Annotated in this window: 14 protein-coding genes; 11 read left to right on the top strand and 3 right to left on the bottom strand. The window is 35.5% G+C overall.

What is annotated here, in order from left to right:
• The first annotated feature begins 51 nt into the window (after nt 1–51).
• Together F5ESL0260_RS06730 and F5ESL0260_RS06725 are read left to right on the top strand one after the other, a co-directional pair.
• Entirely contained in the window at nt 52–2,655 is a 2,604-nt protein-coding gene (locus F5ESL0260_RS06730; protein WP_122026327.1) for a cation-translocating P-type ATPase, read from the top strand.
• A gap of 327 nt (nt 2,656–2,982) precedes the next feature.
• On the top strand, nt 2,983–3,291 hold the full coding sequence (locus tag F5ESL0260_RS06725) for a hypothetical protein (protein WP_122026326.1): 309 nt from the start codon (nt 2,983–2,985) through the stop codon (nt 3,289–3,291).
• Between the two features lie 289 nt (nt 3,292–3,580).
• Here the strand turns inward: F5ESL0260_RS06725 and F5ESL0260_RS06720 are convergent, their stop codons facing one another.
• The 3 genes from F5ESL0260_RS06720 to F5ESL0260_RS06710 all read right to left on the bottom strand — a co-directional run bounded on the left by F5ESL0260_RS06720 (nt 3,581) and on the right by F5ESL0260_RS06710 (nt 6,074).
• The gene (locus F5ESL0260_RS06720) at nt 3,581–4,615 is read right to left on the bottom strand and encodes a linear amide C-N hydrolase (RefSeq protein WP_122026325.1); all 1,035 of its coding nucleotides are present in this window, start codon (nt 4,613–4,615) and stop codon (nt 3,581–3,583) included.
• A 181-nt stretch (nt 4,616–4,796) separates the two neighbouring features.
• The gene (locus F5ESL0260_RS06715; RefSeq protein WP_122026324.1) at nt 4,797–5,381 is read right to left on the bottom strand and encodes a DJ-1 family glyoxalase III; all 585 of its coding nucleotides are present in this window, start codon (nt 5,379–5,381) and stop codon (nt 4,797–4,799) included.
• 36 nt (nt 5,382–5,417) lie between these two features.
• Nucleotides 5,418–6,074 carry an HAD family hydrolase gene (locus F5ESL0260_RS06710; RefSeq protein WP_122026710.1) on the bottom strand — a complete coding sequence of 219 codons (657 nt, stop codon included), beginning with the start codon at nt 6,072–6,074 and terminating at the stop codon, nt 5,418–5,420.
• A 258-nt stretch (nt 6,075–6,332) separates the two neighbouring features.
• On the opposite strand from F5ESL0260_RS06710, the gene F5ESL0260_RS06705 reads away from it, so the two are divergent.
• The 9 genes from F5ESL0260_RS06705 (at nt 6,333) to F5ESL0260_RS06665 (ending at nt 13,099) form a co-directional block, all read left to right on the top strand.
• Nucleotides 6,333–6,611 (top strand): autorepressor SdpR family transcription factor, encoded by a 279-nt coding sequence (locus F5ESL0260_RS06705; RefSeq protein ID WP_122026323.1) that lies wholly within the window; start codon nt 6,333–6,335, stop codon nt 6,609–6,611.
• Nucleotides 6,598–7,233 carry an SdpI family protein gene (locus F5ESL0260_RS06700; protein WP_158593818.1) on the top strand — a complete coding sequence of 212 codons (636 nt, stop codon included), beginning with the start codon at nt 6,598–6,600 and terminating at the stop codon, nt 7,231–7,233. The genes F5ESL0260_RS06705 and F5ESL0260_RS06700 overlap by 14 nt, the downstream gene beginning before the upstream one ends.
• A 253-nt stretch (nt 7,234–7,486) precedes the next feature.
• The gene (locus tag F5ESL0260_RS06695) at nt 7,487–8,248 is read left to right on the top strand and encodes a sulfite exporter TauE/SafE family protein (protein WP_122026321.1); all 762 of its coding nucleotides are present in this window, start codon (nt 7,487–7,489) and stop codon (nt 8,246–8,248) included.
• Between the two features lie 34 nt (nt 8,249–8,282).
• Nucleotides 8,283–8,963 carry a histidine phosphatase family protein gene (locus F5ESL0260_RS06690; protein WP_046325304.1) on the top strand — a complete coding sequence of 227 codons (681 nt, stop codon included), beginning with the start codon at nt 8,283–8,285 and terminating at the stop codon, nt 8,961–8,963.
• Nucleotides 8,964–9,016: 53 nt separating this feature from the next.
• A complete protein-coding gene (locus F5ESL0260_RS06685; protein ID WP_122026320.1) occupies nt 9,017–9,898 on the top strand; it encodes a cation diffusion facilitator family transporter in 882 nt (293 codons plus the stop codon).
• A gap of 14 nt (nt 9,899–9,912) precedes the next feature.
• Nucleotides 9,913–10,092, top strand: coding sequence for a hypothetical protein (locus F5ESL0260_RS06680; protein WP_110446393.1), 180 nt, complete (start codon nt 9,913–9,915; stop codon nt 10,090–10,092).
• Nucleotide 10,093: 1 nt separating this feature from the next.
• Nucleotides 10,094–10,774: a 2,3-diphosphoglycerate-dependent phosphoglycerate mutase gene (locus F5ESL0260_RS06675; RefSeq protein ID WP_122026319.1), complete on the top strand. Its 681-nt coding sequence runs from the start codon at nt 10,094–10,096 to the stop codon at nt 10,772–10,774.
• Nucleotides 10,775–10,859: 85 nt separating this feature from the next.
• Nucleotides 10,860–11,795: an AAA family ATPase gene (locus F5ESL0260_RS06670; protein WP_122026318.1), complete on the top strand. Its 936-nt coding sequence runs from the start codon at nt 10,860–10,862 to the stop codon at nt 11,793–11,795.
• Between the two features lie 140 nt (nt 11,796–11,935).
• Nucleotides 11,936–13,099: a galactokinase gene (locus tag F5ESL0260_RS06665; RefSeq protein ID WP_122026317.1), complete on the top strand. Its 1,164-nt coding sequence runs from the start codon at nt 11,936–11,938 to the stop codon at nt 13,097–13,099.

Raw genomic sequence — 13,099 nt, 5'->3', positions numbered from 1 at the left:
CAAACATCTTAACTGTAATTTATTTCATAAGCGAATAATGGAGGAGATAGCATGTCCCAAAAGTCAGAACTACTATTCACGAAAACCCCCAAGTCCGGTTTAACTGCTGCTGAAGTAGAACAAAAGCGTGGTGAATTCGGCACTAATGAGTTGCTCGAAAAACGCCCAGTTCCATTGTATAGAAAAATATGGCATCATCTTAAAGATATTTCATCTCTTGTGCTTTTATTAGCAATAATTCTAGCAACATATATGGCTGTTTTTCAAAACGGCGGTTGGACCAAAACCATTGTAATCAGCCTAATTTTGGTCATTAATGTGGTAATTGGACTATACCAGGAAGCTTCTGCGGAAAGATCACTTGCAGCTCTCAAAGAAATGAGTTTGCCAACAGCTAATGGTCGGCGTGATGGGCACGATATGACAATCGCTGCTGCAGAACTAGTGCCCGGAGATTTGATTTATCTGAACACTGGTGATCAGGTTCCAGCAGATTCTGTGATTTTAGATGAAACTAATTTAGCGGTTGATGAAGCAATTTTAACTGGTGAAAGTTTACCTGTTTCTAAAAAAAGCTTTCAATCAAAAACTAGTTTGACTAGTGATGAGCGCGTCTACTCCGGAACTTCAGTTGTTAGTGGCCGGGCATTTGTTCAAGTTAATGCAATTGGTATGGCAACTGAGCTTGGCAAAATTGCCAATCTTTTAAATGAGACTCATAAACGGGAAACTCCTCTTCAAGGTAAGTTAGACAGTCTGTCAAAATGGATGACATTTTTTGCTGGCCTAGGTGGACTGATGATTTTTGCCTTAAGCATAGGACTGCAAAATAATAGCTTAACTGATAGCTTAATGATTGGGCTATCTTTAGCAGTTGCAGCTGTACCTGAAACTTTGCCAATTATTGTTACTATCAGTTTATCCCGCGGTGTCAAAAGAATGGCTAACCGCAATGCTATTATCAGACAGATTGGTGCCGTAGAAACAATTGGCAATGTTGACGTTATTGCGACTGATAAAACAGGTACTTTAACTCAAAATAAAATGACTATCACTAAGTATTGGACTCCAGAAACCGGCATTAAAAAAGCTGCTGATTTACCAGACGCTGGTCAAAATTTGTTAAAGATGTTAGGTTTAGCTAATAATGCTAAAATCATGGAAAAAGACGGTTCAGAAGAAGTTGTTGGTGATGCTACCGAAGTTGCAATTGTGAATTGGTTGCACGCGCAGGGAAGTTCTCGCCAGCTGCTAGAAGAAAAAGCTCCTCGAATAGCGGAAGATCCGTTTGATTCTGATAAAAAAATGATGTCTACTGTCCATCGTCTTGATAATGGCAGTCAATTGGTAATTGTCAAAGGTGCTTGGGATAGATTACCTTTAAATAAAAAAGAACCAATTAAAGCGGGTCAAAAGGCTCATGATGATCTGGCTAGAGCTGCGCTAAGGGTGCTGGCAGTAGGATATAAAATAATTCCTGCTACTGCTGATCCAACCAATTGGAATGAAAATAACTCTAACTTGCAGCTTGCAGGTATGATTGGCTTAATTGACCCACCTCGGCCGGAAGCAAGAGCGGCTGTTCATAGAGCAAAACAAGCAGGTATCAAAACCATAATGATAACTGGCGACCATCTTGTGACCGCTGAAGCAATTGCTAAAGAAATTGGCATTTTGGAGTCAGGCCAAAAAGCAATTACAGGAACCGATTTACAGAAAATGTCGGACACTGAATTAAAAAATTGTATTCAAGATGTCAGTGTTTATGCTCGTGTTACTCCTAGTGATAAAATTCGGATAGTTCAAGCTTGGCAAGAACTTAATAAAACAGTTGCCATGACAGGTGATGGTGTGAACGATGCACCTGCTTTGAAGGCTGCGGATGTTGGCATTGCTATGGGTATCACAGGTACAGAAGTGGCAAAAGAATCTGCAGATATGGTTCTGACTGATGATAACTTTGCTACAATTATTAAAGCTGTAGCGGAGGGTAGAACAGTCTACCAAAACATTATTAAAGCGGTAGAGTTCTTAATTGGTGTTAATTTTGCTCAAATGTTCTTAATGGTTATTAGTACAATTTTGGGTTGGGGTGCACCACTATTAGCTGAACAATTATTAATTATCAACGTGCTTGCCGATGGGATACCAGGATTCTTTATTAGTAAAGAACCGGGTGAACCAAATATAATGGATCAAGATCCAATAGGTAATGAGGAGAGCCTTCTTGGACGCGGATTAATGCAAAGAATGATTGTTAGAGCGACAACCTTCACAGTTTTAACTCTGGGAGTTTACGCCTATGGTAAATTTGTTATTTCACCTAATGACGCGCAAGTGAGTATGACTTTAGTCTTTTTAGTTTTAGCCCTTGGCTCCATGATTGATATCTACGCTATTAAAGATTCTCAACCAATCACTGTGCAAACATTTAAATCCAATAAAATGCTTAATTGGGGACTATTACTAAGTATGATACTGGTTTTATCACTGACACTCTTACCTCGTTTGCGACAATTTTTGCACTTTGCCTTGCTACCTGTTCAGGGCTGGCTGGTCGTTTTGATTGGTAGTTTAATTCCTATTTTTGTTTTGGAAATGAATAAACGTTTGACTAGCAACATTAAAATGGAAGTAGAAAAAAATAGTTGCTAAAGAATTGATTTCAAAATAAGTCTTGAAAGTTGTCTTACTTTTAGGGCTTATTTATTTGGCAAAAATTGATAATCATTTTGCTTTTTGATAGTTAAATAAATATTTATTATTGACATATAAATGTAATAAAATTACAGTTTTGTTACAAGTAATTAATGTAGTTTGTTTTTTGAGCTTAGAAAATGAAACACAAGTATTTGAGAACAGTTTTATGTTCTGCAGTCACCCTTTTTTCTTTTACAGCGCTAGCTAACTCAACTATAGTTAAAGCTGAAGAATAATGATACTGCTAAGTCAGCAGCAATTAATCAGGCAACAGACCTGGGTATGACCGTTACGTCTGCTAAACGGTTTTCTAAAGTATTTAAATTGGTTCGGAATGCTATTGTTTATCCCACAGTTAATGACGTTATCAATGATACTTCTAAACTAATTGGCAGAAGCTGGGTTAAGAAAATGGCAGATAAAAATATAAAATTTAAGATTATTGAATTTGGTACCAGTAGGGTTGAATTGGTTGCTCACATAGTTGATCAAAGTGGCAAAAATCAAGGTTGGGTTAACTTCTTTAACGGCGATCTTTATAACATAAATGTTAAGAAAAAAGCCTTACAGCCACTGATCAAAGCGAGTTAAAAGTTATGAATTTACAGTTTGAAGGCAAAAGACCATCACTAATTCAAATTAAAAATGAGGCTAAAAGCTACACGGTCAAAACGAAAAAATTGCCAATAAATCAATAAAGGAAATAAAAGAATGGTTTGCTTATAAAGGTGATTTATCGTATACACAATATCCATCACTATTAGTTGGTAAATAGTTATTATTTATAAAAATGCGTGTAAAAGTATCAAACTTTTACACACATTTTGTTTCAAATAGAACAATTAAAAAACAAAAAATTCAAATAAACTGGTAATAAATTTCAAGCTAAAGCTTTTTGTCTTTTAGTTTCTAACACTTTAAAGTCGTGTTGAATAGGTTGAGTAATTTTAGTAGTAGTGTTAGGCTCTAAAACAAACTTGGTCATTGTTGGGCAGTCTTCGGGTTGAATATATAAACTTCTGCTTGAAACATCATATCCTGCCCAGTAACCAGAATAATCACATTTGTCTTCACCCTCGTGAAGATGTTCTAGTCCCCGTGGAATCATGACGGATTTAAAGACGTTATATAATTGTGGAATTCCTTGATCAGAGTGGAATGGTGCTAGGAATTTAGAAATAAATGTGCCACGAACAAAACGTGATGGTGCAGTGTAATCACCGGGTAATCCCAACAGACCTGAACCACTTTCAATTTGTTTAATATCTAGTTGATCAGTAATTTGGTGATGACCCAAATTGTGATTAGTTAAATGTAAGTAATTCCGTAAATTGTCAAGATGCCAAGGATATTCCGGACTATTGGTCATCACACCAATGCCATCATAAATTTTGAAGGCACCATTGTTAACTGGTTCTAAGATTACGCTTTTGCCGCTAGAATCACTAAAGGTATAATGCATTGGAATTGGAGTAGGGATGCCCGTGTCAGCATCTTCCCAATCAGGATAATTAGTTTTTTCCTGACCTAAATGTTTGAATGCTTCTTTAATTTCTGCGATAGAACCAAAATTACTTAAAACATAGGCAACAACTTCTTCACCAATGATTGGCTTTAATCCGCGCTTTTTAAGATTTTCTACTGTATCCCAAGAGGCCTCTTCTAAAAATTGTGCATCTCCTACGATTCCAGCACTATTAATGCCATCGTTAAAGAAAAGCGAATCATTGACGTTGATACCCATAAATGGATATTTAGTCGTCCAACTTTGGTGCAAACCTTTTAATTCATAATTTGCAGGAAATGTAGTCATTTTGCTATCCGCACTTGGTTTGAAGGGGTCGAAGGTAAAGTCCATTGTCCGTCCCCAAAATACGTCCCCACTATCTGACTTGATTGCAATAGTTGTGCACATTTTAATACCTCCTGTTATTAAATTTTAAGTGTAATTTAATTCTATCATGTTTATTTAAAGCTAGGCAATTAAGTGCTTTGTTTCTGGTTTTGACTGAAAAAGTTAGTAAAGTATTGAATAATCATAATGGCAAAATAAAAGGGTGAAGCAGTTAAGCTTCACCTTTATTATTGGTGTTAAATTACAAACTATCTTGAATATTTTCAGCCAGATAATTATAAAGCATTCCGGCTTTCAGATCCTTGGTGGCAATTCCGAGAGCTTCCCCAATTGCGTATGCAAATGCCCAGGCAGTTGCAGGACCACGACTGGTAATTACTTTGTGAACATTATCAGTAACAGTAATAGTTTCCTTGAAATGTCCGCTTGGAGCATCTTTTTTAGTTTGTTCTTCAAAGCCAGGGTAGCAAGTATAATCAGCATCAGCTATAACGCCATAACGGGCAAGAGCAATGGGGGCAGCACACATTGCGGCATCCCATTGGTTAGCGTTATGCCGTTTTATCATCAGATCTCCCAGTTTTTTATTATCCCGTAAATTTTCTGCTCCGGTTGTTCCACCTGGAAGAGCTACTACGTCATAATCCAATAGACTATCGTCAACAGTTTTATCACAAGTAAGTTTGATATTGTGTGCACCATTGACAGTTGTACTAGTAAGCCCAACCATATCAGCTTGAACGCCTAAGCGGCGCAACACATCAATAACGCTTAAACCTTCAACTTCTTCACAACCATCGGCAAAAACTACAGCTACTTTATTCATTTGTTTCACCTCACAATCCTTTTTCTTTATTATAAACTAGCTTAATTCCAGGTAAAATAATAAATCACTTAATTTATTTAAATGTAAGGTTGGGTGAGGGCTAATTGGCATTTTTACTTTCTTGGGCGAGAGCCAAAGGGAATCTAGGTTAGCATTTTCGGCACCCTGAATTTCATCGACTAAGTTTGTCCCAATCACAAGACAAGTAGCTGGCGACAGATTTTGCTGGTGCAATATTGTTGTCAAAACCTTTTTATCTGGTAATTTACTAGTCAAGTCATCTTTAAAATAAACTGCGGAAAAATAATTTAATAGTTCTGTGCTCTGCATGCGGGATGAAGCCACATCTTTTTTCTCTTTTGTCAGCAAAATCAAGTTAACTTTATTTTGCACTTCATCTAAAAAAGGCAAGACATCTTTATTTAACTGATCTTGTTTTTGCAACTGGTTATAAAAAGTGCCTTTCGCCGAAATCCAGTCATTTTTAAAGAATTCCTGCAAAGTTAATTTAATGCGCTCATCAAATCCTAGTAATTTAGTCTTTTCTTGTAATGAATTATATTGTATGCGCTGAGCTGGACCAAATTCTCTGCCTGCCAACTTCAAAGTCTGACTAAGTGCATTTAGTTCTGCAACTTTTTCGTTTAATAAACTTCCTTCAAGAATAAAAATTAAAGTTTCATATTTTGCCAAGTGTACTTTTCCTTTCATTAACTAACCCTCTGCATTATAACGATTAGCTAAGCTAAATTAAAGACAAATATTTATGAACAAGTTTTTACTCATAATTTTTCTGAGTTCTCACACAGCCACCTGAATAGTTTTATTATTTTTACTATAGTTCAAGGATTTTTGATTAACATGTTAAAAATTATTGTTTTTTGTAAAAATTGTGATACTATTTAGACAAATATCTAATTAGATATTTGTCTAAATAGAAAGGAAACTAATGTGAGCTTTGAAACTAGTTTTAAAGCCTTGTCCGATCCAGTGCGTCGCAAAATATTGCAGCTTTTAAAAAATGGACCAATGTCGGCAGGAGACATTGCTAATCATTTTAATATGACAAAAGCTACTATTTCCTACCATTTTAATATGCTGAAAAAGGCTGATTTAATTGAAGAGGAACACGAAAAAAACTTTATTTATTATTCGCTAAATACTTCTATTATAGAAGAAATTATGGGTTGGTTGGTTGATCTGAAAGGAGATCATGATGAAAAAGAATAGTATTCGTCAAACAGAATTAATCTCGCTTCTGCTAATCTTATTTCCAATTTTGACCGGAGCATTTTTATATAATCGTTTGCCGCAAAAAATGGCCACACACTTTGGGATGACTGATATGCCAAATGCTTTTAGCAATAAATTATGGGTTATTATTGGTTTGCCTTTTTTGGGAATTATGCTTCAAGTAATGGTTTTTTTTATATTACACAATCAAAAAGAAACCAAAAATCTTGATTTTAAGATAGTTAATATTACCCTTTGGCTTGTTCCTGTTATTACTAATATCGTAAATCTGTCATTTTATGCCTATGCAATGGGTCATAAAGTAAAAGGCTCCTTTATACTTAGTGCTTTTTTGGGACTGTTCTTTATTATTTTTGGTAATTATCTGCCTAAAGTTAGTCCTAATCATGTCGTTGGCATTAAATTACCATGGACTTTGAATAATACGGAAAATTGGCGTAAAACACACAGATTTGCCGGATGGGTCTTTTTTATCAGCGGCATTATTCTGCTTCTAACTTCTTATTGGGAAATGTATTGGACGGTTATATCTGTCACTATTATAGTTATTTTGATTCCAACTTCTTACTCATATTTATTGAGTAAGAAAGGGTATTAAGTAACTTAAGATACTGAGAGATGAATTTAAAACAAAATATTTATTTAGAGAAGAATTGACTTTATTATCGACTAAAGTTAATTCTTTTTTTGTGTGCAAAAACAGTATGTTTCAGTAATTATTAGTTAAAGACTAATTTGTTAAAGCCAACTTCATTATTAAATAGACAATTGGTCAGAATTAAAATACCTGCTTAAATTATTTTTCAAGAGCATTATAATAGAAATTAACTATAAAAAGGGAGTTAGTTTGAATGGCAGCTATTTTTTCAGTAATTTTTATCTTAATTGGAGGCGTGGCCAGTGGATTGTTGTCGTCAGTAACTTCAATGGCTTCTCTTGCTTCATATCCGGTATTACTAGCAGTTGGTATTCCACCAGTTTATGCCAACGTCACAAATGATGCTGCCTTAATTTGGACTAGTATTGGTTCTACTATTTCTTCGACAAAGGAACTTAAAGGACATTGGCACCAAGTTGCCTTTTACTCGATATTTACGGTTGTAGGTTCTTTAATTGGCTGTCGTTTATTATTAGCTTTCCCATCGAGTGTTTTTGAAAAAGTGGTACCAATTTTTATTGCTGGTTCGGGTGTTTTAGTAATTGTTTCAGGTAAGCATCATAGTTTAGAGCCGCATAAAAGACCACTGTGGCAGGAAATTTTTTATATTGCTGCATTATTAGGTATGGGCGTTTACACTGGCTATTTTGGAGCAGCCGGCGGAGTAATTGTGCTGGTTTTATTAACTTATATTACTGATGAAAAGTTTATTGTCGTTAATGCAATCAAAAATGTCATCTGCGGCCTGGCTAATCTGGTAGCACTAATTGTCTTTATTTTTACTTCGCGTATATATTGGCTGCAGGCTATTCCTCTTGCTATCGGCATGTTTATAGGTGGCTATTTGGGGATGGATGTCTTGCGCAAAGTTCCGGCCAAATATGTCCGCATCTTTATTGCAACTTTAGCTTTTATTCAAGCTGGGTATTTCTTTTACAAAGCATATATGTTATAGTTTAAAACACGTTATAAAGGAAGGAGAATGCAAATTGGCAACGGAAATTTATTTTGTCCGCCACGGCGAAACAATGTTTAACCAGTTAAACAAAGTTCAAGGATGGTGTGATTCTCCCTTAACGGTTAAAGGAATTAATGATCTGAAGATTACTGCGCGAGCTTTAAGTCAAGTTCATTTTGACAATATGTATTCTTCTGATTTAAAACGTGCAATTGATACAGTTCACTTGATGAAAGATGCGAATCAAGTTTCAGAAATCGGTAAAATTAAAAAATTACCCGAATTTCGAGAAGTATTTTTTGGCTCCTTTGAAGGTGATGATATTGAGGACACATGGAGACAGGTTGCACTAGCAGCAGGTGTTGGACCACAGACAGATGTAACTAAAATTATCAATCAAGTTGGTATTTATGAGTTTCGCGAAGCAACCAAAAAGGCCGATCCACGTCATTTAGCTGAAAATAAAAAAGAGCTGGACGAACGAATGGTTCGAGCTATCAATGTTCTTCATGAACTAACTAAAAATGAGAAGAGAGTTTTGTTAGTCTCCCATGGTGATTTTTTAAAAACTCTGGCAATTAAGTATTGGAACCAGAGTGACGGTCTTCATGATATTAATTTTCCCAATAATGGTAGTGTAACTCGGGGAATACTTCGTGAAGATGGCAATTTTGAAATTATAGATTATAATATAAATGCTGAAGATATGTAAAGTCCTGCTTAAAAGTAGGACTTTTTTCGCCCTTAGGCATTGAAAGGAAATTTATGAAGGATCACACTACAAAGAAATTTGCGTATGTAACTGGGTTGAATGTTGTTATTACGGCCGCTGAATTTATTGGTGGATTTGTTTCGGGGTCTTTATCCTTATTATCAGACGCAGTTCATAATCTCAGCGATGTTGGTGCAATAATTATTTCATTCGTGGCTCACATCATCAGCAACAGGCGCAACAATAAGAATAAAACTTTTGGCTATGAGCGGGCTGAAACTTTGGCTGCCTTTACCAATGGAATTATCTTAATATTAATCAGTATCGTCCTATTTATTGAAGCAATCGAAAGATTCTGGACACCAACCAAAATTAGTGGTGGCGTTATGCTTATCGTTGCCATTATTGGACTAGTGTCAAATATAATCTCAATGCTCGTGATGAATCAAGGTGACGAAAAAAACCTAAATGTGCGCTCTACATTTATGCATATGCTGAGTGATGCTCTTTCAAGCGTAGCAGTGGTAATAGGTGCTATTTTTATTTACTACTGGCACATTAGCTGGATTGATCCCTTAATGACCTTACTGGTTTCAGTTTTTGTGTTTCATGAAGCTTGTGAAATAACAGCTAAAGCAGCAAATGTCTTAATGGAATCCAATCCCGATATTGATTTGGAAGAAGTTAATAGAATTGTTTTATCGTTTCCGGAAATAAAAAACATTCATCATGTACATCTGTGGCGTTATAGCGATCGTTATATCATGCTTGATGCGCACGTTAATGTTGATCCTGATTTGACTGCTAGAAAGTTCGAATTACTGACTCAAAAAATTAGTGCAAAATTGCAAAAATTAGGTATTAACCATATTAATTTCCAAGTTGAATGTGAACGCGGAAAAAATGATAAAATGATTGTAACTGATCGTGAGTAAGTAGGAGAAAGATAATTTTGAAAATCAGTATTTTTACTGCCATTATTGTTTTGATAGTTGGCTTATATGATATTGCCTATGCTTATAACAGACGGTACCGCAATCATAATCATGGAGCAACTCCTTTTATGATACTAGGCATCATTTTTACTATTAGCGGTTTGATTTTAATCATAATGCACTGGGTAAAGTAAAATGGTTAAGTTGGTATTGTTAAGACATGGTGAAAGTACAGCCAATAAGTCTAATGTATATACTGGCTGGAATGATGTTGGTTTAACTGTTAAAGGACGAAAACAAGCAGAATCCGCCGGCAATTTAATTAACCAAATTACTGATTTTAAGCCCACTCATATGCATACTTCTGTTTTAACTCGAGCAATTGTGACGGCCAATATAGTAGCTGATATTTGTCATTTTTTATATTTACCTCTTACTAAGACTTGGCGTTTAAACGAAAGACATTATGGCAAATTACGTGGGATAAATAAAGACGAGTCACGTAAAATATTTGGTAAACAGCAAGTGTTAGAATGGCGACGTGGCTTTTACGCTGTTCCTCCCCTGGGTGAAAAAGTGACTTCTAGACGCTATGACAGTTGTGACATTCACCTCTTGCCAAGAGCTGAAAGTCTTTATCAAACACAAAAGAGAGTGTTACCCTATTATCAAGACAATGTAGCCAGTAGGTTAAAAATGGGTGAGGATCAATTAATTGTAGCTCATGGTTCAAGTTTGCGGGCATTAATTAAAAAATTGGAGAATATCAATGATCACGATATTATCAAGCTTGAGGTGCCAAATGCAGAGCCCATAATTTATACTTTTGATCAACATTTAAAAATTATTGATAAAAAGATTTTACGCAGCTTTTAGTTCAATAGTAAGGATTTCTGCAATTATATGTTAAAATTTAATACGATATCATTTAAATTTTACATTTTTAGTTTGGAGTAGAGGCATGCGTAAAATATTTTTATTACGAGGCGCACCCGGCTCTGGTAAATCTTCATTTATTTCTCGTCATCACTTACAGCCATATGCAATTAGTCGTGATCAGATCAGATTGTTATTGGCGAATCTAACCTATTTTTATGAAGAAGAAACAGATTGCTTACATCAAGTTATTCCCCGTTATGCCAACGAGCAAACGGAAAAAGTGGTGGATTACCTCGTAGAAGAAAAAATGAAACGCGGCGAAACGGTTATTGTAGATAGTACTCATATTTTTACGGAAAATATTGAACATTATCAACCCTGGGTCGAGCGTTATCATTATGAGCTATTTGTCGTTGATTTAATGTATCATAAAACTTTGCGGAATTTATTAAATCGTAACGAAATTCGCAGACAATATGATTGGGTTAAGCCTAATGTGATTAGGGAAATGTTTTTATCATATCAAGATAACTTAGATGTGCCTGAATGGGCACATGTGATAAATCCTAATCAGTTAGGTAAAGCACTGTCACAAAAGGAAAGTAATTTGGATCATTTTGCTCACGTCATCGCAATTCCGGATAAAGTTACGGAAGAGAACTTTCCTCATGTGCATATTTCCAATTTTTATTTTTCTTTTAATGATTTATTTACAGAAAAGTATGGTACATATCGTAATGTAGTTACGATTGGGAAAACCAAGGATGAAGTTGTCAATCAGTTTCGCTTACCATTTTTTGTATTTAAATTTCATCACAAGCATTTTTTGATTTCTGCATATCCGGTTAGAAATGAAATGCTTGATCCTATTAAAAAGGTTAAAAGTGTTTGGTCATATTCTACGGGACTAGCTAATCCGGCTGATTTTTTGGAGCAATTTCCCCAAAGCCGGCCGCAGCATGTGCACCAGTTTAATTTATGTAAATTACATCCGGATAGATTATTACATATCTGGTAATAATTTTGAAAAGAGTTTCGACAAAACGAAACTCTTTTTTAATATTGAGAATTCCTTTTCAAACCTTGCTGGTAAATTATAATGAAGTATAATTTAATTGTCAGTATTTTGATAGCGCTTTTAAAAGGAAATGAAAACAAATGAAAATTAAAGAACTCAAGCAAGAATTTAGTAATATTTATCACCAAGAACCAACCGGCTGTTATTTTTCGCCTGGTAGAATTAACTTAATTGGTGAGCACACAGATTATAATGGTGGTCATGTGTTCCCCTGTGCGATATCTTTAGGAATTTATGGTGCAGCCAGTCCGCGGACTGATGAAAGATTTTGCTTTTATTCTGCTAATTTTGCCGCTATGGGCGTAGTAGAAACTGATATGCGCCAGCTGCAGTTTGCCAAAGAAGATTCATGGGCAAACTACGCAAAAGGGATGCTTCATTTTATGCTCGAAGATGGGGCAAAGATTGATCATGGTCTTAATATTTATATTAATGGCAATATTCCTGATGGTGCCGGATTATCTTCGTCTGCAGCCTTAGAAATGTTAATTGGCATTTTATTGCAGGATCAGTTTAAACTAACTTTTTCTAAGTTAGAAATCGTCAAGCTGGGAGTCAAAACCGAAAACGACTTTATTGGCGTCAATTCTGGCATTATGGATCAATATGCAGTTGCTATGAGTAAAAAAGATCACGCCATTCTGCTGGATACTGAAAAGGTAGAGTCTGAGCTGGTACCACTTGACTTGAAAGATAATGTCATGGTTATTATGAATACGAACAAGAAGAGGACCTTAGCAGACTCAAAATATAATGAACGTAGAGCAGAATGCGAAAAGGGATTGCACTTTTTACAGGAGAAACTGTCAATTCAGTCGCTAGGTGAATTGGATAATTTAACTTTTGATGAGAATAGTTATCTTTTGCCAACAGAAAACCTGCTGAAACGCTGTCGTCACGCAGTCTGGGAAAATGAACGCACATTAAATGCTGAAAAAGCACTGCAAAAGGGTGATTTAAATGAATTTGGTCACTTAATGAATGCCTCACACGTCTCTTTAGAATATGACTATGAAGTGACGGGTAAAGAACTTGATACATTGGTTCATACTGCCTGGAAGCAACCTGGAGTTTTGGGTGCAAGAATGACTGGTGCTGGTTTTGGTGGCTGTGCGATAGCTTTGGTTGCCAAAAATAAAGTTGAAGCTTTTGAAAAAAATGTCGCTGATATTTATCAAGAAGAAATTGGCTACTTACCTTCATTTTATATTGCAGACACTGCTGATGGTACAAAAGTTTTATAA

The sequence above is a fragment of the Lactobacillus sp. ESL0260 genome (genome assembly GCF_003692935.1).
Lineage (GTDB): Bacteria > Bacillota > Bacilli > Lactobacillales > Lactobacillaceae > Lactobacillus > Lactobacillus melliventris.
The sequence above is the reverse complement of the archived record's forward strand: the minus strand, read 5'-3'. Positions and strand labels throughout refer to the sequence as shown.

Bases quoted from the DNA above. Each gene is read 5' to 3' on its own strand.
- F5ESL0260_RS06670 (WP_122026318.1), top strand. From the start codon at position 10,860: ATGCGTAAAATATTTTTATTACGAGGCGCACCCGGCTCTGGTAAATCT.
- F5ESL0260_RS06730 (WP_122026327.1), top strand. From the start codon at position 52: ATGTCCCAAAAGTCAGAACTACTATTCACGAAAACCCCCAAGTCCGGT.
- F5ESL0260_RS06685 (WP_122026320.1), top strand. From the start codon at position 9,017: ATGAAGGATCACACTACAAAGAAATTTGCGTATGTAACTGGGTTGAAT.
- F5ESL0260_RS06665 (WP_122026317.1), top strand. From the start codon at position 11,936: ATGAAAATTAAAGAACTCAAGCAAGAATTTAGTAATATTTATCACCAA.
- F5ESL0260_RS06715 (WP_122026324.1), bottom strand. From the start codon at position 5,381: ATGAATAAAGTAGCTGTAGTTTTTGCCGATGGTTGTGAAGAAGTTGAA.
- F5ESL0260_RS06695 (WP_122026321.1), top strand. From the start codon at position 7,487: ATGGCAGCTATTTTTTCAGTAATTTTTATCTTAATTGGAGGCGTGGCC.
- F5ESL0260_RS06725 (WP_122026326.1), top strand. From the start codon at position 2,983: ATGACCGTTACGTCTGCTAAACGGTTTTCTAAAGTATTTAAATTGGTT.
- F5ESL0260_RS06720 (WP_122026325.1), bottom strand. From the start codon at position 4,615: ATGTGCACAACTATTGCAATCAAGTCAGATAGTGGGGACGTATTTTGG.
- F5ESL0260_RS06675 (WP_122026319.1), top strand. From the start codon at position 10,094: ATGGTTAAGTTGGTATTGTTAAGACATGGTGAAAGTACAGCCAATAAG.
- F5ESL0260_RS06700 (WP_158593818.1), top strand. From the start codon at position 6,598: ATGAAAAAGAATAGTATTCGTCAAACAGAATTAATCTCGCTTCTGCTA.